The organism is Paenibacillus timonensis (genome assembly GCF_022427145.1).
In the GTDB taxonomy this organism is placed as follows: domain Bacteria; phylum Bacillota; class Bacilli; order Paenibacillales; family Paenibacillaceae; genus Fontibacillus; species Fontibacillus timonensis.
In genome coordinates this window covers 1-20,280 of record NZ_JAKSXN010000062.1, presented here as the reverse complement: position 1 = coordinate 20,280, position 20,280 = coordinate 1, and the positions used below count along the sequence as shown (strand labels likewise).

Genomic DNA, 20,280 nt, shown 5'->3' with positions numbered 1-20,280 from the left:
TCCGGTATCCGGACAAAAAAGAACGCCCCTGCCAAAATCGGCAAAGGGCGCTCTTTGAATCAGTTATTCTAAGGTTTAGCCTTCTTTATTGAACGGCTCATCCGCAATTTTGATGGAGTCCGTCGGGCAGCCGTCGCAAGCGTCCTGGAGATCGTCATACAAATCTTCCGGAATCTCCGTATTTCCGCGATTGCCGTCTTCGCCATAAATCACTTCGGCCAAACCCTCATCGTCATAATCGTAGATATCCGGTGCTGTCGCGCCGCAAGCGCCACAAGCGATGCAAGTGTCTTTCTCAACCCAAGTATATTTCGCCATCTCTTATCTGCCTCCTGAATAACGGTACGAGTCCGGTGCGTTTTATATCACCATGACCAATATAATATAAATAGTTTGCAATTTCAATGCATTTTCCGTATTATTCCAATTCCAAAACGTGATCATTCCTTGACTGTACGAGGTCCGTCCAAATCCGAATCGTCCCGGTTCTCTCGAAGAAAGTCCGTTTGCAGCGAAGTCCCTCGAACCCGATGATTGCGGATCAAAGCCGACGGGTCGTCGGTTAGCATGCCGGCGGTCAATACGGCGTCTTCGCCGAACTTATCTCTTAGCATATCCATCGTACGCGTTAGCGACTCTTTTTTAGGCTGCCGTTCGTACTCGAACAAATCCAGCTGCAGCGCGGATTCCTCTTTGGGAACCAAATTTTGCAACGTAATCCCGAGCAGCCGGACCGGCTTGTCTTCGCTCCAGTGTCTTCGGTACAACTCGCAGGCTTCACGGTAAATTTCTTCCGCCTGTTCGGTTACCGTATCCAGGCTCTGGGAGCGGGTGATCGTCTTCATGTCCGGGGTACGGATCGTGATCTGTATCGTTTGCGCCATCAGACTTTGCCGACGCAGCCGCCGTGCTACCTGATCGGCAATGTTCAGCAGTACCCGCTGCACGTCCTCCATCCGGCTGATATCGCGCGGCAGCGTTGTGGTGTGGCCGATCGATTTATTTTTTTCGCGCTCATCGCTGACCGGCGAATCGTCGATCCCGTTCGCTGCCCGCTTCATCCAAGAGCCGGCCACCCCAAAACGCTCGATCAACTTACGTTCGTCGGCGGCCGCAAGCTGCCCGATCGTATAAATGCGCATCGTCTTCAGCTTGTCGGCCGTTTTTCGCCCGATGCCAAACAGATCGCTGCACGGTTTGTCCCAAAGCAGCTTCGGCACGTCACGTATGCGCAGGACGGTAATGCCGTTCGGTTTTTTCATATCCGAAGCCATCTTGGCAAGCAATTTGTTCGGCGCGATGCCGATCGAGCAGGGAAGACCCAACTCGTGGCGGATCCGCTGCTGGATTTCGTTTGCAATGTCAAGCGGTGTGCCGAATTGCTTGGACCCGGTAATATCCAGATAACATTCGTCAATGGAGACGGCCTGAAGGAGCGGCGTGTATTCATAAGCTATGTCCATGAATGCCCTGGAATACTTGCGATATAAGTGGAAGTCCGGCTGGATGACGATGAGCTCGGGACATTTTTTCAGCCCCTGGCTGACGGTCATCCCGGTGGACACCCCCATTTTTCGCGCGGTATACGAGCAAGTGACGATCACGCCCTTGCGCAGCTCTACGCTTCCGGCTACCGCGGTAGGCCGGTTTCGATACTTGCCGGGCTCTTCCGCTTCATGGACCGAGCAATAAAAAGCGTTCATGTCGACGTGCAAAACGACTCTTCCCCGGGCAGGGTAAAAATCAGCGGTATCTCTCACTTTCTTCCCCTCATTTATCATACGTTACTCCTAAGTTCAGCATACCCGTCCCCGGAAAGCCGGTCAATATCGGCGATGCCGATTCGCAAAAAAGCGTGTTACATTTAAAATGTAGGTGTTATAATTATTAATTAAAAACTAAACATGCGGTGAGAGCTAACCACCCTCATACATTGCCAAAGGGGGATACTTCGATCATGTCAAAGCCAATATCCATCTTCGACACAACCTTGCGCGACGGTACTCAAGGCGAAGGCATCAGCCTGTCGGCGGACGACAAGCTGAAGATCGCCAGAAAGCTGGATCACCTTGGGGTCCATTACATTGAAGGTGGAATTCCGGGCAGCAACGGGAAAGACATTGAATTTTTCAAGCGGGTCAAGGAGCTGCATCTCCAGGCAAAGATCACCGCTTTTGGCAGCACGCGTCGGAAAGACAGTCTTGCTGAACATGATGCCAACCTCAATCGGATGGTGGAAGCCGGCGTTCAGGCGGCAACCCTGGTGGGGAAATCGTGGGATTTCCATGTGCATACCGCCTTGCAGACCACCCTGGAAGAGAATCTAGCCATGATTTTCGATTCGATAGCCTATTTGAAACAGCAGGGGCTTGAGGTCATTTTTGACGCCGAGCATTTCTTTGACGGGTACAAAAACAACCCCGACTACGCGCTCTCCGTCTTGCGCAAAGCGGAAGAAGCCGGCGCCGACTGGCTGGTGATGTGCGACACGAACGGCGGCACGATGCCGCATGAGGTATACGACATCGTCAGCGCGATGTCCGGGGCGATTTCCGGCTCGAAGCTGGGCATCCATACCCATAACGACTGCGAGCTGGCGGTCGCCAACTCGATTAGCGCCGTCCGGGCCGGAGCTACGCAAATCCAAGGTACGATGAACGGATACGGCGAGCGCTGCGGCAATGCCAACCTATGCTCGATCATCCCGAATCTGCAACTGAAGCTTGGTTACGAGGTGCTCGAACCCGACCGGTTGAAGCAGTTGACCAGCACCGCCCGCTACATCAGCGAGATCGCCAACGTGCATATGCCGGTCAACCAGCCATACGTCGGGAACGCGGCATTCGCCCACAAAGGCGGCATCCACGTCTCCGCCATCCTTCGCGATTCGCGGACGTATGAGCATATCGCTCCGGAGCTGGTCGGTAATCGCCAGCGCGTGCTCGTATCCGAGTTGGCGGGTCAAAGCAACATTCTGTCCAAAGCGCAGGAAATGGGGATCGATTTCGATCCGGAAAACGAAAACACCAAACAGGTCATCGCCAAAATCAAAGAGCTGGAGCATCAAGGATATCAATTCGAAGGCGCGGATGCGTCCCTTGAGCTCCTTCTTCGCCAAGCGAATGGCGATTTAAAGGAACTGTTCGTCTTTGAATCGTTTAAGATGCTGGTGGAGAAGGCCGCCGACCGGCCGGTCGTTTCCGAAGCCTTCGTCAAGCTGAGAATCGACGGGGCAAGCATTTACACCGCGGCGGAAGGCAACGGCCCGGTCAACGCGCTCGACAATGCGCTCCGCAAAGCGCTGATCACCTATTACCCGGGCTTGAAAGACATGCACCTGTCCGATTACAAGGTACGCGTACTCGACGACAAGGACGCCACCGCTTCGAAAGTGCGTGTTCTGATCGAGTCCCGGGATTTCCACAACTCCTGGAACACCGTCGGCGTCTCGAGCAACGTCATCGAAGCGAGCTGGGAAGCGCTCGTCGATAGTATCAGTTACGCGCTGCTGGGGCAGACAAAACGTGAAGGCTACGAAGAGATCCCCTCCGCCGGTTGGGGATTGGTCAACCACTAAACCAAAATAGCCGTAAAAAAGAAGGCCCGAACCCACGTATCGGCGTGGTGATTCAGGCCTTCTTTGCGTTAAATCAAGTTTTTGATTTTGGCTTCCAGTTCCTCCGGCGGGATGACCCCAACGATGACGTCCCGAATGACTCCCTGCTCGTCGATCAATACGTTCGTCGGAAAAGCAATGCCGTTAAACATCCGGTAAACCTCTTCCTTTTCGTCCAACAGGACGGGGAACGTGTAGCCATACTCTTTGACGAAAGCCTTAGCCTCATCGAGCTTGTCGTATAACGTGACATTGACGGCATAAATATCCAGCGTATCTTTGTATTTCTCAGCTAACGCTTTCAGTTCGGGTGCTTCCTCCTTGCATGGATCGCACCAGGAAGCCCAAAAATTCAACAGCAGCACCTTATCCCGCTTGCCGCCAACCTCGTACGTTTTCCCGTCCAGCGCCGGCAACGAAAAAGCAGGCGCGGCCGTTCCAGGCTTCGGCGCTCCCTCTGCCGCCATGGCGCTGATGGAAGGTTCGTCCTGGCTCGCCTTGGAGCCGCCGCCGAAGCTCGCAAACCATCCTTCCTGCCCGCCCCGGTCCAGTAAAGCGATCGCCAGCAGCATCAACAATGCAGCTAGTACCCATCGATTACGTTTCATTCTGTGCCCGTCCTTTTTATGCCTTCATGTGGTTATAAATTACGGTTACCGTAAATATTGTACCCTTTTTTAACGATTTGTTACAATAAATTGAGAAATAGGTGAACCTTGCACCTTAATTCATTGACGGGAGCCTGCATTATGAATCAGTTCTGGATCTTACCATTGGGAGTTCAAGATGAAATGCTGCGGGATGGACGACAGCGGTACCCGATGGAAGCTTGCGGCCTGCTGTTCGGAACGTTTGACGGACGCATGGGAGGACGAATCGAACGTTATCTTCCTGTTGCCAATCATTCCAAAGCCCCGCATCATGCCTTTGAACTCGACCCATCAGTCTGGGTCCGAAGCTGCTTCGATCCCCGGTTGATCGGCCTTTATCACACCCATCCCAGCTCGCTACCGCTGCCGTCGCGAGAGGATTTGCTCCAGTTGCCGAACTTTGCCGCCCGAATTCACCTGTACATGATCGGTGGTCGGCTGGCCCAGGAATACAACAAGCCGCCCGGCGAACCGGACGGCTTCAGGATTCATGCGTATGGCATCGATTCACATGACGGGGATTACGCACTCTTTCCCGTCAAGCTTGAAGTTGGACATGAAGGTAAATAAGTCCATGGCGCTGCAGAGGTACTTACGTCTTACTCAAATAGGTGTACAAGTCACCCAAAGTGATCACGTTATGTTCTTTCAACCGCTCGATTAATGCCGTCCACAGGTGAGCGGTCATCTTGGAATCTTCCAAAGCGTGATGACGCTGGGTAACCGGAATACCGTACACCGCCAGCCAATCGTCCAATCCGCCCGAAATACGGCGCTCCGGCTCCAGTTTGCGGGCGATCATCATCGTATCGAGCACCCGGTGCCCGAGATGGGCTTTGGTTGTTTTCCATAACGCCACGTCCAAAAAGGCTTTATCGTGTGCGCTGCCGTGCGCAACCAGCACCCGGTCATCGACGAACGCCATAAATTCGCGCAGCGCCTCCAGCAAGGTGGGAGCGGACTGAGCCATCTCCGGCGTAATCCCGGTTAATTCGATAATCCGTTCAGGGATTTGACAGGCCGGTTTAGCGAGCGAATAATACACCTCGTCGCTGATCTGTTCCCCCTCTACCTTAACGGCCCCAAAGGACAAGATTTCATCACCGTAATGGTAATGAAATCCTGTCGTCTCCAGATCGAAGACCGCCGTTTTCAATTCACTCAGCGGAACGTGAAGCGTCTCCGGACGACGCTGTCCTTTGGTCAAAGAACGAACGAATGCGATTTGCTGCGCGCTGGGCGCACCAAGCATCGAGGCGATCCTTGGCGACACTCCGCCGCCTTTGAAAGCATCCCAAAAACCACCATTTCCCTTCATCGGTTCTTTCATAACCATTTCCTTTCCGCATACCGGTGCTGCCTTTGGAGGGTGCGGTACATCACCTTCACCGTGCTGAGCGATTCCCGCAGTTCGCGCCGGAGCTCTTTCTGTTTTAACATCTCTTGAGGCAAGTAGTGGGTGCCCGTGAGCAGGCCGTCTTCCGTTTCCGGCGAGACGAGGGATCTAAGCTTCACCGCCGTGTCGAATGCCCGACTGCAGGATTCCAGCCACCGGGTCGGAACGGCCTCCAACTGAACCAGTTGGGAAATTCTCTCCCAAGTGGCCGAAGCCTCGACCCCGTATTGCAAAGCCAAATAACGCACGGCATTGACGATCGGGATGTAGAGCCCGTATTTGACGTCAAAGTCCCCGGCATGTTCGCCGCTTTGCTCCGTGATGACTTGCCCCAAAATATTCAGCGCCGCTTTATGTCGGACCGTATTGCGCAGGATGGCCGTCACCACATCGCGATCGCTTCCTTGATCCGCCTCCATAATCATTTTCATGGTTTGGCGCAAAGCGCCCGTCAGCGCCGCATCCCCGCAGATATGGCGCAAATCGGCGGCTATCATCAAATACCTGACCTGTTCCCAGGCAAGGACGTCCCTCCATTCCAACAGTTGCCTCTCCCACGAAGCAAGGTTACCGCGCCATAATGGATTGGACAGCATAACGCTGCCGGGACACGGGGGGTATCCGACCTGTTCGAGGATCTCTGAAAGCTTGCGGCCAAATGGTTCAAAATAAGCCTCCAGCTCCTCTACATCGCCTTCCCCGTAAATTAAGCCATTGTCCTGGTCGCTCCATAACGTCGGTTCTGCCCGGCCGGCGCTCCCAAAAGCAATAAAAGCATAATGCGAAGGAGGAGGGCCAAAGCCCTCCCGGATCATTTCCTCTTCGCAACATCGGCAAGCTTGGGTCATGACGGCATCATGCAGGTCCGAGACCTCCCGGTTCCAGGCTTGAATCGGCATCGATGTCAGCTTGCCGTACAAGCGATTCTGCTCATCGATTCTGGCCGCCTTCAGCAAAGCGGGAGTCGCGGCAGACCGGATCGCGTTCAAACTTGCGTTATTCATGGCCGTGTCATGACTCATGGCCCCCAACTTCCTTTCCTCTCCCGACGTATTATGCCAGGATCAATATCTTCTCTTATTCGGCAGGAATGCCGGACGAAGTATTTTTGTTCAGCAAGTTCATTTGCTCCGGATAACCGTAGGTGCCATGCTCGCTGATGTCCAGGCCCATGGTTTCCTCTTCCTCGGTGACGCGCAGCCCCATCGTCCATTTCATGATTCCAAGAACGAGGAACGACAGCACCAGCACGAAAGCGAAGGTTCCGATGACCCCAAGCAGCTGTACTCCCAATTGCCCAAAGCCACCGCCATAGAACAAGCCCGCTTTACCTACGCCTGTTTTCTCAGCCAATTCCGGCGTTGCGAACAAACCGGTGGAAATTGCGCCCCATACCCCGGCGATGCCGTGAACGGAGAAAGCATAAATCGGATCATCCAACCCGGCGCGTTCAAACCATCTAGCCGTAAAGAAGGTCAAGATTCCGGCAACCGCGCCGATGATGATGGAAGCCCAAGCGTCAACGAAAGCACAAGAACCGGTAATGGCTACGAGAGCGGCAAGCACGCCGTTCAACATGCTTGGAATATCCGATTTGCCCATGACCGCCCAGGAGATGAGCAGTGCTGCAACGGCACCAGCCGCTGCGGCCAGATTCGTCGTCATCAAGACATAACCAAAGAATCCATCGTTCATCGGAGTTAATGCGCTACCTGGGTTGAAACCGAACCAGCCGATCCACAGGATAATGACGCCGAGAACCGTCAGTACTTGGTTATGTCCAGGAATGTTGTTCGGTTTCCCGTCTTTATTGTATTTGCCAAGGCGCGGTTTAAGCAAAATGGTTGCCGCAAGCGCCGCTGTCGCACCGGTTAAGTGAACGACCGTCGAACCGGCGTAATCTTGCATACCCAAGTTGCCGAGCCAGCCTCCGCCCCATACCCAGTGAGCGACGATCGGATAGATCAAGACGATAAAGATCGTGCCGAAGATGATATAAACGCTGAGCTTAGCGCGCTCCGCCATCCCGCCGCAGGCGATTGCCAGCGATACGGCCGCAAATGCCATTTGGAACAGGAACATCAGATTTAACGGTACGCCGATTTCGGCGAATACGCTGAAAGAACCGATATCCCCTTCGCCGCCGAACAGAAATCCGGTCGTACCCAGGAAGCTGTTGCCGTCGCCGAAAGCGAAACCGAAGCCAAGCAGCCACCAAGCAAGGACGGAAATCCCTAAAGTCAGGACCGTTTTGCCTGCAACGTGTCCGGCGTTCTTCATCCGCACGGTCCCTGCTTCAAGCAAAGCGAAACCGGCTTGCATAAAGAACACCAGCATGGCTGCGACGAATACAAAAAGCGAATTCAGGCCCAGCTCCAGTACCGGAGCGGTAACCTCTCCCTCCGCTGCGAATGCCGAGACCGGAAAAGCAAATGACGCGAGAAAAATGAGTCCACCGTAAAGCCACTTCTTCTTCATCTTTAACACTCCCCTAATGTTAAGTTTCCTTACACAAAATGAATTATTAATGTGATTATAAGAGAAACATACAGGGATGACAATAGTTTTTTGAAAAAAAATCGTTCTTTTGCAATTATATTAACATCTTATGTTAGGTATTAGAGAGACCTGTCTTATAGTTACTGGCAAAAATAAAGCATAACGTTTGACTGTATGCTTGTTGTTAAGTATCATGAGGATAAATAAAATAGAATATAGTAGCAATCCTTTGGAATAGTCGGGAGAGGTGATGAAATTGGAGTAAAGAAACTGTACCGGATCGGAGAATTGGCGAAAGCAGCCGATGTCAGCGAGCGGACGATCGATTATTATACGAAGCTCGGGCTGATCTCCCCGGAAAAACGCACCCAGACGAACTATCGTTTATACAGTGCTGAAACCTTGACCAGGCTGGAACGTATTAATCAAATGAAACAGGAGAAATATACGTTGGAAGAGATCCGCGAGAAGCTGGACCAGTGGAACCGCGTGACCCCTGAAGAGCAGGTGACCGAGAAGCTGAGTTCGCTGGAGCTCCATATGCAGCAGCTGGAACGCGAGGTCAAGGAGCTCGAACCGCTCATTTCCAGCTTACAGCCCAATCAGGCGAAACGCGCATTCGCGAACTTGTTGCCGCAAAGCTTAGCCTGCATGGAAGCCATCCGGCTATTAATGAACCACGGGCCTTTTTCCTAACTATATTTCTAATCAACCTCTGTTTACTTCTTTGACAACTTTATCAGATGGAGGAATGATTCATGTATTCAGACGTGATGCTGATCCCTATTCTGCTTGCCTTCGGGCTCTCCTTGTGGGCGCAGTTTCGGGTCAAAGGCACCTTTAACAAATGGGCGAAGGTATCGAACCTCTACGGTTTAACCGGCCATGACGCCGCAAGACGCATGCTCGACGCCAACGGCCTATACGACGTTCCGATCGAGCCGGTACGCGGCGCCTTAACGGACCATTACGATCCGATTCACCGTGTCGTCCGTTTGTCTGAGCCGGTGTACTATGAGAGCTCCATTTCCGCCGTCGCCGTAGCCTGCCACGAAGTAGGACACGCAATCCAGCATAAGCAGAAATACCCGATGCTGGTGCTGCGCCATCGGATGTTCCCGCTGGTGAATTTCGCATCCGGGATCGCACCCTTCTTGCTCTTGGCCGGGTTTCTCTTCGGCGCGTTGAACCTGATCGGCCTCGGGATTATCTTCTTCTCGGCCGCCGTCTTGTTCCAGATCGTCACGCTGCCGGTCGAATTTAACGCCAGCAGCCGGGCTCGCAAGGTGATGCTTGAGCAAGGCTTTATCTCGCCGAATGAATCGCGCGGAGTCGGCAAAGTGTTAAACGCCGCGGCATTGACTTATGTAGCAGCCGCTTTGATCTCCATCCTGGAGCTGCTTCGCTACATTCTGATTTTCACGAGCAACCGCGAGTAATCAACAAGAAATAATAAAGGCTGCACGGACCAAGCCTAACGGCTAGATATCGTGCAGCCTTTTTTGTTTCATATCCAGCAAACGTTTACATAACTATGGGATCACTGACTCGGCGGCGTATCGACCTGAAGTCCAAAGTATTCCAGTAGAAATAACCGGAACGATTGCGCTACAAGCGGAAGCTTCTCGTCTGCCCGATGGATTAGCCCGATGGTTCGCGTGACCTTCGGTTCGGAGATCCTCACGCGGATTGGCTGGAGCGTAAAGCTCTGAAACAGCGCCATCTCCGGCAGCAGGCTGACGCCCATTCCGGCGGCCACCAGCCCCCGGATCGTATCTGTCTCTTCGCCCTCAAAGGCGATTTTCGGCGTAAACCCCGCCTCCAGGCAGGCATGCCAAACGATCGGCCGAAGGGAATACCCTTTGCTGAACAAAATGAACTTTTCGTCCTTCAATTGGCTGAGCTTGATGCTTTGCTCGCCGGCCAAAGGATGCCCCGGCGGAAGGATCGCCACCAAATCCTCCGTCAACACCACGTTGCCCGTAACCTGATCATGATTTTCCGGAAACGGAGAAATAAAAGCTAAATCCACTTCCCCTGAAACGACATCGCGAATTAAGGTAGGATAAGTGCCTTGTCTGAAACGAAACTTCACATTGGGATATAGCTTGCGGAATTCCGCCACCACGCTGGGAATCATATGAATGCCTAAACTATTCGGGAACCCTAAGCGGATTTCCCCCTGCTCCGGATCGAGAAATTCGTGCACCTCGCTCACGGCCCGGTCGAGATCCTTGAGAATCATCTCCACTCGGCTGCAGAACAGCTGCCCAACGGCGGTGAGATGGAGATTCCTGCCCTTCTGCATGAACAAATTGACGCCAAGCTCCTGCTCGAGCTGGTGAATTTGCCGGCTTACCGCCGATTGGGCGACGTGCAGCTCCTCGGCAGCTTGAGTCACGTGCTCTTTTCTCGCCACTTTCACAAAATATTGCAGTTGTCTTAATTCCACGAATCTGATCGCTCCATTTCGCATGTGCTACGAACATCGAACATTTACAATAGCCTAAAACCCTAAATTTAATGTACCATTTACATTCCTTGGGTTCAACGCCGTTTTAACAAGCGGATGATCAGCCCGTAAATGAAAAATCCCCCAACAAGGCCGCCAAGATGTGCAGCCAGATTGATCTGCGGAACCAATACCGAATAGATTACCCCGATAATTAAAAGGCTGTACAGCGTTTTTCGCGAGCTCTCATCCATCAGATGACGCTGCAGTAGGGCAATATAGAGAAAAGCACCATACACGCCGTAGACAGCGCCTGACGCCCCAACGGAGATATGAATATCCGCACCGACCGGGTGGAGTCCCATGCTGATCAGGTTCCCAACCAAGCCGCTACCCAAGTAGAGAAGCGCGTAACGCCACCAACCCAGCAAACGCTCCAGCGGCGGCGCAAACACCAGGATCGCAAAGGAGTTCGAAAACAGGTGGTCGAACCCCCGGTGCAGGAACATGGAAGTAAACAACCGCCAGCCCTGGCCGGCCAACTCAGGAATATTGGTCAGCGCACCATACTTAAGCAGCGCATAATGATTCGTGGAACCCCCGTTCATTGCAAGCACGATAAACATGATGATATTGGCAGCCAAGAGCAAGCAGGTCACGGGATAATACCGCAGGTAACTTCTCCAGCTTTCGTATCTTAAGAAGATCATCGGAATCCTCCTTACCTTTGTTTTTCCTAATGTTGGACATTTTCTTTTCAAAACGATTATAATTAAATTTGACTGAATAAATCCATCTGTCTAGGAGGAAATGAACATGGCCCAAGAACGCGCAAATGCAGCTACATTTAAAGGCAATCCGATCACGCTGATCGGCCCGGAACTTAAGGTCGGCGATACGGCTCCGGATTTCCGCTTGAATAAAAACCTGCTGGAAGAAGCAACCCTGCAGGACTATGCCGGCAAGATCAAGCTGATCAGCGTGGTTCCTTCGCTCGATACGGGCGTCTGCGACGCGCAAACCCGCCGATTCAACCAGGAAGCCGCCGGCCTTGGCGAAGACGTGGTCGTGCTGACCGTAAGCGCCGATCTTCCTTTTGCCCAAGCCCGCTGGTGCGGCGCCGCCGGCGTCGACCGGGTTGTCACCCTGTCGGACTACAAAGACAACTCTTTCGGCAAAGCCTATGGCGTACTTATTAAAGAGTTCGCGCTCGACATGCGCGCCGTGTTCGTACTGGATAAAGACAACAAGATTCAATACGTCGAAGTATTGAACGAAATGACCGAGCATCCGGATTACGAAAAACCGGTGGCTGCCGTTAAAGCGCTGCTGTCCTAATTCCCCGGGCACAAACGAAAAGCGAGTAGGAGAGGTCTCTCCCTGCTCGCTTTTTTTTGCGTTGCGTAACGGAATTTACAAGTTCGAGGATACTTTATGGGCTGCCATCTTCTTATCCAGCACGGCGAAGAGCTGAAGGATGTTGCGGTAATTCGCGCCAAGGTCCCCCATCGATCCACGCGTCGCGGAATAAATATCAACCGCGCTTCGCACCGGACCCGTGGATACGATCGACACGGTGATATCCATCATGCGCCCAAGGCTGGTCCGTTTCTCCAACGTAATCTCGCCAACGGACGGTACCTCGTGCAGTACTTTATAGCCGGGGATTTTCTTCAAGGTCGAGGAGACTTCCTCCCAGCACTTCTCTTTGGACAATGAATAATACCTGGTTTTGAGTTCGGGCACCTTCGCGCGGTCGCTGGTTCCTTCCTGGCTGCGGAAAATGCCGGTTAACGTTCTCTTAAATGACAACTGTCCTTCCTCCTTCACGATCCTGACCCCATTTGACTGGGTATGCGTTTTCTTAATTCTTAGTTTAACATTCTTGGAAGACAAACAAAAGCGAGCCTGGGCATTTCGGCGCAAACAAAAAAGCACCTTGCCCCTTTTCTGTGACGAAAAGAGTACAAGGTGCCGTTCACATGCTTGATCATAGACCCGCCTATGCCGTCCGATTACATTATCTCGAACCTGCACCCGCAGGTGGGTGACCGCAGCGACGATTTTGAAGTCCCCGCATCCAATGGATAGGGCCTTTCAGCGGCGGCGCAATTTAGGTCTCCCGAGATAACCGTCATTGGTTCAAAATAACTGAAACCGAAACGCACATCGCAGGACGTAAACCTATTATACGGCTTCGTTAAGCAAATGTAAACTCACCGGGCAAGGAAGATGATGGGAAAACAGGCTTGCAAAATCAATCTTTTTCCTTCTCCTCGCTCGTCGGCAAATCCAGGGTCAAATCCTCGTCGTCCTGTGCGGTGCTGCTGGCATTCGGCGAATCTTCCGACTGGCGCATCCGCTCTACCTTCTCCTGGATCTTGTTATAAGCGATGTAGAAGTTGTAGAACGCGACGAAAGCGGTCAAGCTCCCGAACCCGAAGAAGATCAGCCAGCCGAAGCGCAGGGTCAGAAATCCAAGCACGCCGGCGCAAATCAGCGTGGACAACGTCCGGAACGGCCGAAGAATCGTGAACAGGATCGCGTTCTTGATCAATTGGACCGCGCCCAGATGGTAATGGGATACCAGCGAAAAGAAGTTAAACAAAGAAAGGAACAGAATCAACAGGAAAAACAGCATCACCATGCCGATCATCTGCAGATTGTTCATTTGGTTCATGTAGACTTCATAATCCACGTACATGATGGCAAACAGGAGCGTATAGAAAATGCCGCCGATCATACTCTGCTTGTAGTTTTCCTTGTATCCCTTGAAATAGACTTTGATGATGCTCAAATCGCTTTCCCCCATTACCCATTTCCGGGTCACGGAAAATAAAGCGGCCGTTGCCGGAAACAGTGTAAACGGTGCCAAAATGCCCATAACCCAAATCGTCAGCGTCTCCGGCTGAGGCGTCGGCGATTGCAGCACCAACAACAGCTTCATCGCCAACACGATCATAAAGGGCGATGAGCACAACAGCCACAACAGATTGCTGCCGGCGATCCGCATAATCCATTCGGTGATTCTATAAAATCCGCCCATAAAACCTTTGTATTCCAAGTAAAGTTCCCCTCTCAAGCATTGTATAGTGCAATAGCTCTGCCTATATTAACTATACATGATTCGTCCAGCTCGTTCCAGCGCCTAATTTGCGCCGCCATGGGTAAGCGTCTAATCTTAGAGGGCCTCTGTGCCATAGTATATACCGTAACTTCAAAACATCAACATCATCAAAGGAGGTTATCACATGTCCGGTGTAGGATATGGCGGAGGTTTCTGGACCTCTACGGGTACGATTCTGGTATTGTTCATTCTGCTCGTTATCGTGAGCCGTACGATCCTTCTGTAATGAACAAAAACGAAGAAGACGGAGTTTCCTCCGTCTTCTTTTTTTTGATTTTATGACAAACTCATCTTAGTTGTCGAACGAGGAGTTGTCATTGTATTTGGAAGGTCTGCGCTCCCCGCCGCCCGAACCGGTACGAGGCTTGCGGTCGGAGGAACGGTAGGAATCGCGTCCGCCGTCACGGTTATAACCGCCGCCGCCTTTATTGTAACCACCGCGGCCGCCTTGGGAATCGCGACGGTAGCCTCCGCCGCCGCTGCGGTTGCCGTAACCCGACGGCTTCCGGCCGCTGGAACGGATATCCGGGTTGCGGCGTTTCACGCGAATCGGTTCTTCCGGCGTCAGCTCGATGCTGGTTTTCTCGTTCTTATCGCCTGTAATCAGCTTAAACGCGGCTGCCAGCAGGTTCACCGAATCGTATTGCTCCAGCAATTGGATGGCGATGCCTTTGTTTTCGTTCAGTTCACCGTTCTCCACGAGCTCGATCAAGCGTTCAGCAATAATGCGTTGCTTGCCTTCGATCGCTTCCGCGATGCTCGGCAGCGGCTTGCGGGCGATCTTATGGCGTGTAATCCGTTCGATAAAGCGCAGATGATCGATTTCGCGCGGCGTCACGAAGGACCAAGCCGCCCCTTCTTTGCCGGCACGGCCGGTACGGCCGATCCGGTGCACATAACTTTCCGGATCCTGCGGCAGGTCGAAGTTCACGACGTGGGTCACGCCGGAGACGTCCAAACCACGTGCGGCCACGTCGGTTGCAACCAGCACGTCGATGCTGCCGTCGCGGAATTTGCGCATGACGTTATCGCGCTGGTTCTGCGACAGGTCGCCGTGAAGGCCGTCGGCGGAATAACCTTGCTTCTGCAGGGCTTCGGACAGTTCGTCGACACGGCGTTTCGTCCGGCCGAACACGATGGCAAGCTCCGGAGACTCCATATCCAGCAAACGGGTCAAAGCGTCGAATTTCTGACGTTCGTGTACCTCGATGTAAGCTTGGTCGATCAGCGGGGCGCTGACCTGCTTCGGAATCACGGATACATGCTCCGGATCTTTCAGGAACTGCTGAGCCAGCTTCTGAATATTCGCCGGCATCGTTGCGGAGAACAACATCGTTTGACGCTCTTCGGGAACCAGCTTCAGGATCGACTGAATGTCGTCCATAAAGCCCATGTCGAGCATTTCGTCCGCTTCGTCGAGAACGACGGTTTGCACATCGTCAAGCTTGATCGTTTTCCGGTTAATGTGGTCAAGTAAACGGCCCGGCGTGCCGATAATAATCTGGGGCTTCTTCTTCAATGCGCGAATTTGGCGTACGATGTCTTGTCCGCCGTAGATAGGAAGAGAGCGGGTGCCTTTAAAGCGGGACAGCTTGCCGATTTCTTCGGCGACCTGAATGGCCAGCTCCCGGGTTGGCGTCATAATCAACGCAACGATACGGTCTTCTTCTTTCGGGATTTTGTTGATGAGCGGCAGGCCGAAGGCCGCGGTTTTCCCGGTACCGGTTTGGGCTTGTCCGATCAAATCGCGCCCCGTCAAAGCGATCGGGATCGATTTGGCCTGAATCGGCGTCGCTTCTTCAAATCCAAGTTCGGTAATGGCTTGCAATACTTTAGGCTCTAGGCCGAAATCTGCGAATGTGTTCAATGTATTCATACCCCTTCTATTTAGTGGACATTCCACCAGCTTAACGGTATTCTTAAGTAGCGTTTAGTCCTGTTTTGATCACGCTCAAAACCTGACTTTGGACTCCCGCTTCAAACGTTAATAGGCTGTCCAATCCGCCCGTAAATTTTACATAGTTCTAGCTTGAAAATTGGAAAAGAGTACCTACTCAAGAATATCTCAAACATTATAGCACAAAACATAAATGGAATACCAGCAAGCAGGTTGGGATACTTCCTTTATTTTCGTGAGGTGAAAGATTGTGTTGAAGGAAATCAGAAATGCGGTCGTCATTCTACTCGGGGCAGCGATGATCGCCGCGGGTTTTAATCTGTTCCTCGTACCGCTTCATTTGCTTAGCGGCGGGGTTTCGGGGTTGGCGATGCTGACCGCCTACTTTTCTCCGCTCAGCATCAGCACGATGTATTTGGCTTATAACGTGCCGCTGTTGATCGCCGGCTTATTTTTGCTGGGGAAGCGGTTTATCGGGTTAAGCATCTTATCGGTTGCCGCCACAACCTGGTTCATCGCCCTGATTCCGACGCCGGACAAGCTGCTGTCGTCGGATACGCTGCTCTCCGCGGTATTCGGCGGCGTGCTGGTAGGCATCGGCAGCGGCATCTCGTTCCGCGTCGGCGGTTCGTCCGGCGGTTTCGACATCGTCGGTTCGATCGTAACCCGCTTCCGCGATTTCCCGGTCGGGAACGTGATCGTCGGACTGAACGGGATCGTCATTCTGGCCATGGGCTATCTCGAGGGGAACTGGGATCTCGCTTTAGCTTCGATGGTATCCATCTATATATCCGGTAAGGTCGTCGACCTGATTCATATCAGCCATATCAAAGTGACGTTGTTCATCATCACCGACAAAACCGAAGCGATGCTCGACCGGCTGCTGTCGCTGCCTCGCGGGGTGACGTTGATGAAGACCCAAGGCGCCTTTTCCCACAAGGAAAAAGATATGCTGATGACCGTCACGACCCGTTATGAATTAGCCGAACTGCGGGAAATCATCAAGCAAACCGATCCCGCTGCGTTCGTCAATATCGTGGAAACGGTCGGGGTAATGGGCTCTTTTCGCCGCCGTTAAGCGTTTTCTTGAAAGAAGCGGCCGTTTTCAAACGGCCGCTTCTTTGTTATAATAATCACAGCGGTTCCTATGTAACTTTATAGGGTTCAGCTTACCCCGTATTTCACAGGCTTTTTGCTTTTCCGATTTAGGATTGATTCCGCAGTGAATGATTCTGAAAGGAAAGGGTGATGGATGTGGAAATGGAAATGGAAACGGTAAAACTGGAACAGATCGTTAAGAAATGGTTTCCGGATATGCTGCCTTTTCTGAACCAAAGGGAACTGAATTCGACGATTCTCCTCCGGGATGGCCTGACCATCTTGGAACCGCAGGACGCGCTGGAGATTATTCAATTCAGCATCTGCGAGCATCAAAACCCGGCGTTTCTTCATTAAATATGTAACGCTTACAGGCAGGACGAAGTCGTTTCTTTTGCCCCGGCAAAGGAAACGACTTTTTTGCGTTTTTTTCCTCTATGAAACTCTGAAACTTTTTACCAATTGTGACATTCCTGTTCCTTCTGAAGGCCCTTCTTCCGATATAATGAGTAGCGAGTGCAAACAAGGGAGAGATATCATGAACATCATCTGGACATTACTACTTCTGGCCTTGAGTACGGGCAGCGGAGCTGCGCCGCAGGAGCAAGCCGCGGGGAATGAGCCGGCGAACTCCATGATGTCGTCCGTCGCCCACACCTTTTCGGTGAATCTAGCGGAAGGACGACTGGACAATCCTATCAAACCGTCGGATCTGAAAGCTGACCCGCAAGTTGATGCCCCCAAAGTCAAAGGCATTTATGTTACGGCATATAGCGCCGGGGGATCTCGCATGAACCAGCTGGTTGATCTCGTCGATAAGACCGAGCTGAATGCGATGGTCATCGACATCAAGGATGATCTGGGGTATATCACCTACAAAACGGATAACCCCGAGCTGAACGAGTGGGGAAAACCGCAGCCGTTCATTCGCGACATCGACGCGTTAATGGCCCGATTGCAGAAGCATGATATTTATCCGATCGCCCGGATCGTAGTGTTTAAGGATACGATTCTGGCCAAGAAGCACCCGGAGCTCTCGTTCCGCCACAAGGATGGATCCGTGTGGAGCAACGGCAAGGGGGACAGCTTCGTCAATCCTTACAGCAAAGAGGTTTGGGATTATAATATCGCCATTGCCAAGGAGGCGGCCAAACTCGGCTTCAAGGAAATCCAATTCGACTACGTGCGTTTCCCCGAAGGTTTCGAGAAACGGGCGGACAGTCTGAGTTATACGAAAAATGAGATGAGCCGCGTTGATGCGGTCTCCTCCTTCGTCAAATATGCCAAAGATGAGCTGGAACCGTTAGGCATCCGGGTTTCCGTGGACATCTTCGGATATGCCGCGTCGGTCCCGGCAGCCGAAGGGATTGGCCAGGATTTCGTGAAAATCTCCGACAACGTCGACGTGATTTGTCCGATGATCTATCCGAGCCATTACACCACGGGTTGGTTTAACGCCAAGGATCCCGACAGAGCTCCTTACCAGACGATCAAGGGCGCGGTCCAGGATACGCAAACGAAGCTCTCGGAGCTCGGCGATACGCAGCCGATCATTCGGCCGTGGATTCAAGACTTTACCGCCAGCTGGCTGGGGAGCGGGCATTACATCAAATACGGTAAACATGAAGTGGAAGAACAAATCCGGGCGCTGAAGGAAATGAAGGTGGATGAGTTTCTGCTATGGAACGCTTCTAACCGTTATACTTCCGGCGTCGCTTATGAATAATAATGCTACACCGCCGCCAAACCCGGGCCCTTCGCCCGGGTTTGGTTCGGCTTGAACTCAAGTAACCCTTTGATGATCGGAGTTATGTCGGCTTATGAATCAAACCTATACCTTAAAGCAAAAGTACGCTCAATTTTTACGCATTTTGATCCCGATCCTGATCACCCAGGTGACGATGTCGCTGATGACCTTCTTCGATACGATGATGTCCGGCCATGCCAGCCCGGCTGACCTAGCGGGCACGGCGATCGGTTCGAGCCTGTGGATCCCGGTGCAGACCGGGCTCAGCGGCATCCTGATGGGCATCACGCCTATCGTTTCGCAACTGGTTGGCGCCGGCCAGAGGAACAAAGTCGGCTATCATGTCATTCAGGCGATATGGCTGTCGGTAGCGGTGAGTCTGGTCGTCCTGCTGGTCGGCGCGTTGTCGGTCTCCCCCCTGCTGAACACGATGAATCTCGAACCGAAGGTCCATCATGTCGCTTTTTATTTCCTGGTTGCGATTTCCACGGGAATCGTCCCCTTGTTCGGCTACATCGTGCTGCGCTCGTTCATTGACGCACTGGGGCAAACGCGGGTTTCGATGATGATCACGCTGATCTCGCTCCCGTTAAACGTAGGCGCCGGGTATTTGCTTATTTTTGGGCACGGCGGCTTTCCTCGTCTCGGCGGCATCGGCTCCGGGATCGCCACGGCCTTTACGTACTGGTGCATCTTCCTGATCGCTTTGTGGATCGTGCATCGCCAAGAACCGTTCGTCTCGTACGGCGTCTTCCGCAAGCTGCATCGCATTTCGCTGGCCAAATGGCGGGAGCTGATGAATCTCGGCGTGCCGATCGGCTTCGCCATCTTCTTCGAAACGGCGGTCTTCGCCGCCGTGACGCTGCTGATGAGCCGGTTCGACACCTTGACGATCGCTGCCCATCAGGCGGCGAACAATTTCGCTTCGACGCTCTACATGATCCCGCTCAGCATCTGCCTGGCGCTGACGATCCTCGTCGGCTTCGAGACCGGCGCCGCCCGGCTGAAAGACGCCCGGCAATACGCTGCCCTCGGCATCGGAACCGCCGCGGCCATGGCTTTGGCGACCGCCGTCCTGCTGATGCTGTTCCGCCAGGGCGTCGCGCAGCTTTATTCGAGCGAACCCGAGGTCGTTTCGCTGATCAAGCACTTTCTGGTGTACGCGATCTTCTTCCAGATGTCCGACGCCATCGCTACGCCAACGCAAGGCGTGCTGCGCGGTTATAAAGACGTCAGCCCCGGCTTCTGGATCTCCTTGTTGGCCTATTGGATCATCGGGCTACCGCTGGGGTTCGTGTTGGCCAACTACACGCCGCAGGGCCCATACGGCTACTGGGTCGGCCTCATCACCGGCCTGGCCGTAGCCGCCGTCCTGCTGTTGTATCGCCTGGTTGTGATCCAGCGCCGTCTCGGCAGTAACCAGGTTCATCCGGCGGACACGCCATAAACGCATCGAAGCCCGTGACCTAGACCCGGTCACGGGCTTCTTCCGTTTAGCGCAGCTCGCTGCGGGTAGCCACCACGTACCCTGCCCCGGGTACGATGCGCTTCTTCTCCACGATCGACAGCTCCGTGACCACGGGCGCGGGCAACACCTGCCGCTGCAAATGTTCTTCGGCCGCGGCAAACGCCTGCTCTTCCCCTTCGGCGGCGATGATGATCACGAACGGACCGGCCGAGGTGTCGGCCTCCAAACGGTACAGATACATGCGTCGCTTCCCCCTTCATCGGCTATGCGTTCGATTGTAGCAGATGCCGGAGGGTTCTGCTAGCTCATGTTCCCCAACACCTAAACCGA

The 20,280-nt window shown here is 53.1% G+C and carries 22 protein-coding genes and 1 other RNA gene; 10 read left to right on the top strand and 13 right to left on the bottom strand.

Translation table 11 applies throughout. From position 1 onward, the window contains the following. Positions 1–75: 75 nt before the first annotated feature. Entirely contained in the window at positions 76–318 is a 243-nt protein-coding gene (locus MJ257_RS20235; RefSeq protein WP_178021827.1) for a ferredoxin, read from the bottom strand. 122 nt (positions 319–440) lie between these two features. After that, the gene (locus MJ257_RS20230) at positions 441–1,781 is read right to left on the bottom strand and encodes a DNA polymerase IV (protein WP_275693917.1); all 1,341 of its coding nucleotides are present in this window, start codon (positions 1,779–1,781) and stop codon (positions 441–443) included. A 176-nt stretch (positions 1,782–1,957) separates the two neighbouring features. On the opposite strand from MJ257_RS20230, the gene cimA reads away from it, so the two are divergent. Beyond that, positions 1,958–3,577 (top strand): citramalate synthase, encoded by a 1,620-nt coding sequence (gene cimA / locus MJ257_RS20225; protein ID WP_240270952.1) that lies wholly within the window; start codon positions 1,958–1,960, stop codon positions 3,575–3,577. Positions 3,578–3,645: 68 nt separating this feature from the next. On the opposite strand, the gene MJ257_RS20220 is transcribed toward cimA, so the two are convergent. Beyond that, positions 3,646–4,224, bottom strand: coding sequence for a TlpA family protein disulfide reductase (locus tag MJ257_RS20220; protein ID WP_240270951.1), 579 nt, complete (start codon positions 4,222–4,224; stop codon positions 3,646–3,648). A 141-nt stretch (positions 4,225–4,365) separates the two neighbouring features. Here MJ257_RS20220 and MJ257_RS20215 point away from each other — a divergent pair, with 141 nt between their 5' ends. After that, the gene (locus MJ257_RS20215; RefSeq protein ID WP_240270950.1) at positions 4,366–4,836 is read left to right on the top strand and encodes a M67 family metallopeptidase; all 471 of its coding nucleotides are present in this window, start codon (positions 4,366–4,368) and stop codon (positions 4,834–4,836) included. A 22-nt stretch (positions 4,837–4,858) separates the two neighbouring features. Here MJ257_RS20215 and MJ257_RS20210 read toward each other — a convergent pair whose 3' ends face one another. Genes MJ257_RS20210 through MJ257_RS20200 form a run of 3 tightly spaced genes read right to left on the bottom strand, consistent with a single transcriptional unit; the run spans position 4,859 to position 8,140 of the window. Beyond that, positions 4,859–5,596: an exonuclease domain-containing protein gene (locus MJ257_RS20210; protein ID WP_240270949.1), complete on the bottom strand. Its 738-nt coding sequence runs from the start codon at positions 5,594–5,596 to the stop codon at positions 4,859–4,861. After that, the gene (locus MJ257_RS20205; RefSeq protein ID WP_240270948.1) at positions 5,593–6,684 is read right to left on the bottom strand and encodes a DUF294 nucleotidyltransferase-like domain-containing protein; all 1,092 of its coding nucleotides are present in this window, start codon (positions 6,682–6,684) and stop codon (positions 5,593–5,595) included. Before MJ257_RS20205 ends, MJ257_RS20210 begins: the two co-directional genes overlap by 4 nt. A 55-nt stretch (positions 6,685–6,739) precedes the next feature. Further along, positions 6,740–8,140, bottom strand: a complete 1,401-nt coding sequence (locus MJ257_RS20200; RefSeq protein ID WP_240270947.1) for an ammonium transporter — start codon at positions 8,138–8,140, stop codon at positions 6,740–6,742. Between the two features lie 276 nt (positions 8,141–8,416). Here MJ257_RS20200 and MJ257_RS20195 point away from each other — a divergent pair, with 276 nt between their 5' ends. Then, on the top strand, positions 8,417–8,857 hold the full coding sequence (locus MJ257_RS20195) for a MerR family transcriptional regulator (protein ID WP_270407025.1): 441 nt from the start codon (positions 8,417–8,419) through the stop codon (positions 8,855–8,857). Positions 8,858–8,919: 62 nt separating this feature from the next. Continuing rightward, the gene (locus tag MJ257_RS20190; protein WP_178021819.1) at positions 8,920–9,600 is read left to right on the top strand and encodes a zinc metallopeptidase; all 681 of its coding nucleotides are present in this window, start codon (positions 8,920–8,922) and stop codon (positions 9,598–9,600) included. A 101-nt stretch (positions 9,601–9,701) separates the two neighbouring features. Here MJ257_RS20190 and gltC read toward each other — a convergent pair whose 3' ends face one another. Together gltC and MJ257_RS20180 are read right to left on the bottom strand one after the other, a co-directional pair. Next, positions 9,702–10,613 (bottom strand): glutamate biosynthesis transcriptional regulator GltC, encoded by a 912-nt coding sequence (gene gltC, locus MJ257_RS20185; protein ID WP_240270945.1) that lies wholly within the window; start codon positions 10,611–10,613, stop codon positions 9,702–9,704. A gap of 95 nt (positions 10,614–10,708) precedes the next feature. Continuing rightward, complete coding sequence (locus tag MJ257_RS20180; RefSeq protein WP_240270944.1) at positions 10,709–11,323, bottom strand: rhomboid family intramembrane serine protease; 615 nt, start codon at positions 11,321–11,323, stop codon at positions 10,709–10,711. A gap of 106 nt (positions 11,324–11,429) precedes the next feature. Here MJ257_RS20180 and tpx point away from each other — a divergent pair, with 106 nt between their 5' ends. Beyond that, positions 11,430–11,951 carry a thiol peroxidase gene (gene tpx, locus MJ257_RS20175; protein WP_240270943.1) on the top strand — a complete coding sequence of 174 codons (522 nt, stop codon included), beginning with the start codon at positions 11,430–11,432 and terminating at the stop codon, positions 11,949–11,951. 75 nt (positions 11,952–12,026) lie between these two features. On the opposite strand, the gene MJ257_RS20170 is transcribed toward tpx, so the two are convergent. The 3 genes from MJ257_RS20170 to MJ257_RS20160 form a co-directional block, all read right to left on the bottom strand. Beyond that, entirely contained in the window at positions 12,027–12,425 is a 399-nt protein-coding gene (locus MJ257_RS20170; protein ID WP_240270942.1) for a DUF1499 domain-containing protein, read from the bottom strand. A gap of 179 nt (positions 12,426–12,604) precedes the next feature. Beyond that, positions 12,605–12,794, bottom strand: a non-coding RNA gene (gene ssrS, locus MJ257_RS20165) — 6S RNA. Between the two features lie 76 nt (positions 12,795–12,870). Further along, positions 12,871–13,677, bottom strand: coding sequence for a YesL family protein (locus MJ257_RS20160; protein ID WP_240270941.1), 807 nt, complete (start codon positions 13,675–13,677; stop codon positions 12,871–12,873). A gap of 187 nt (positions 13,678–13,864) precedes the next feature. Here MJ257_RS20160 and MJ257_RS20155 point away from each other — a divergent pair, with 187 nt between their 5' ends. Next, complete coding sequence (locus MJ257_RS20155) at positions 13,865–13,966, top strand: sporulation protein YjcZ (RefSeq protein WP_082691542.1); 102 nt, start codon at positions 13,865–13,867, stop codon at positions 13,964–13,966. Between the two features lie 66 nt (positions 13,967–14,032). Here the strand turns inward: MJ257_RS20155 and cshA are convergent, their stop codons facing one another. Then, entirely contained in the window at positions 14,033–15,607 is a 1,575-nt protein-coding gene (cshA, locus tag MJ257_RS20150) for a degradosome RNA helicase CshA (protein WP_270407010.1), read from the bottom strand. A gap of 280 nt (positions 15,608–15,887) precedes the next feature. On the opposite strand from cshA, the gene MJ257_RS20145 reads away from it, so the two are divergent. From MJ257_RS20145 to MJ257_RS20130, 4 genes are all read left to right on the top strand, one after another. Further along, positions 15,888–16,715, top strand: a complete 828-nt coding sequence (locus tag MJ257_RS20145; protein ID WP_240270939.1) for a YitT family protein — start codon at positions 15,888–15,890, stop codon at positions 16,713–16,715. Between the two features lie 182 nt (positions 16,716–16,897). Beyond that, on the top strand, positions 16,898–17,092 hold the full coding sequence (locus MJ257_RS20140) for a hypothetical protein (protein ID WP_068786563.1): 195 nt from the start codon (positions 16,898–16,900) through the stop codon (positions 17,090–17,092). Between the two features lie 181 nt (positions 17,093–17,273). Then, positions 17,274–18,461 (top strand): putative glycoside hydrolase, encoded by a 1,188-nt coding sequence (locus MJ257_RS20135; protein WP_240270938.1) that lies wholly within the window; start codon positions 17,274–17,276, stop codon positions 18,459–18,461. 94 nt (positions 18,462–18,555) lie between these two features. Next, positions 18,556–19,929 (top strand): MATE family efflux transporter, encoded by a 1,374-nt coding sequence (locus MJ257_RS20130; RefSeq protein WP_240270937.1) that lies wholly within the window; start codon positions 18,556–18,558, stop codon positions 19,927–19,929. 46 nt (positions 19,930–19,975) lie between these two features. Here MJ257_RS20130 and MJ257_RS20125 read toward each other — a convergent pair whose 3' ends face one another. Next, the gene (locus tag MJ257_RS20125) at positions 19,976–20,191 is read right to left on the bottom strand and encodes a DUF3906 family protein (RefSeq protein WP_240270936.1); all 216 of its coding nucleotides are present in this window, start codon (positions 20,189–20,191) and stop codon (positions 19,976–19,978) included. Positions 20,192–20,280: the final 89 nt, after the last annotated feature.

Excerpts from the sequence above, each read along its gene's own strand:
- MJ257_RS20235 (WP_178021827.1), bottom strand. The coding sequence starts at position 318 with ATGGCGAAATATACTTGGGTTGAGAAAGACACTTGCATCGCTTGTGGC.
- MJ257_RS20230 (WP_275693917.1), bottom strand. The coding sequence starts at position 1,781 with ATGATAAATGAGGGGAAGAAAGTGAGAGATACCGCTGATTTTTACCCT.
- cimA (WP_240270952.1), top strand. The coding sequence starts at position 1,958 with ATGTCAAAGCCAATATCCATCTTCGACACAACCTTGCGCGACGGTACT.
- MJ257_RS20220 (WP_240270951.1), bottom strand. The coding sequence starts at position 4,224 with ATGAAACGTAATCGATGGGTACTAGCTGCATTGTTGATGCTGCTGGCG.
- MJ257_RS20215 (WP_240270950.1), top strand. The coding sequence starts at position 4,366 with ATGAATCAGTTCTGGATCTTACCATTGGGAGTTCAAGATGAAATGCTG.
- MJ257_RS20210 (WP_240270949.1), bottom strand. The coding sequence starts at position 5,596 with ATGAAAGAACCGATGAAGGGAAATGGTGGTTTTTGGGATGCTTTCAAA.
- MJ257_RS20205 (WP_240270948.1), bottom strand. The coding sequence starts at position 6,684 with ATGAGTCATGACACGGCCATGAATAACGCAAGTTTGAACGCGATCCGG.
- MJ257_RS20200 (WP_240270947.1), bottom strand. The coding sequence starts at position 8,140 with ATGAAGAAGAAGTGGCTTTACGGTGGACTCATTTTTCTCGCGTCATTT.
- MJ257_RS20190 (WP_178021819.1), top strand. The coding sequence starts at position 8,920 with ATGTATTCAGACGTGATGCTGATCCCTATTCTGCTTGCCTTCGGGCTC.
- MJ257_RS20180 (WP_240270944.1), bottom strand. The coding sequence starts at position 11,323 with ATGATCTTCTTAAGATACGAAAGCTGGAGAAGTTACCTGCGGTATTAT.
- tpx (WP_240270943.1), top strand. The coding sequence starts at position 11,430 with ATGGCCCAAGAACGCGCAAATGCAGCTACATTTAAAGGCAATCCGATC.
- MJ257_RS20155 (WP_082691542.1), top strand. The coding sequence starts at position 13,865 with ATGTCCGGTGTAGGATATGGCGGAGGTTTCTGGACCTCTACGGGTACG.
- MJ257_RS20140 (WP_068786563.1), top strand. The coding sequence starts at position 16,898 with ATGGAAATGGAAACGGTAAAACTGGAACAGATCGTTAAGAAATGGTTT.
- MJ257_RS20135 (WP_240270938.1), top strand. The coding sequence starts at position 17,274 with ATGAACATCATCTGGACATTACTACTTCTGGCCTTGAGTACGGGCAGC.
- MJ257_RS20130 (WP_240270937.1), top strand. The coding sequence starts at position 18,556 with ATGAATCAAACCTATACCTTAAAGCAAAAGTACGCTCAATTTTTACGC.
- MJ257_RS20125 (WP_240270936.1), bottom strand. The coding sequence starts at position 20,191 with ATGTATCTGTACCGTTTGGAGGCCGACACCTCGGCCGGTCCGTTCGTG.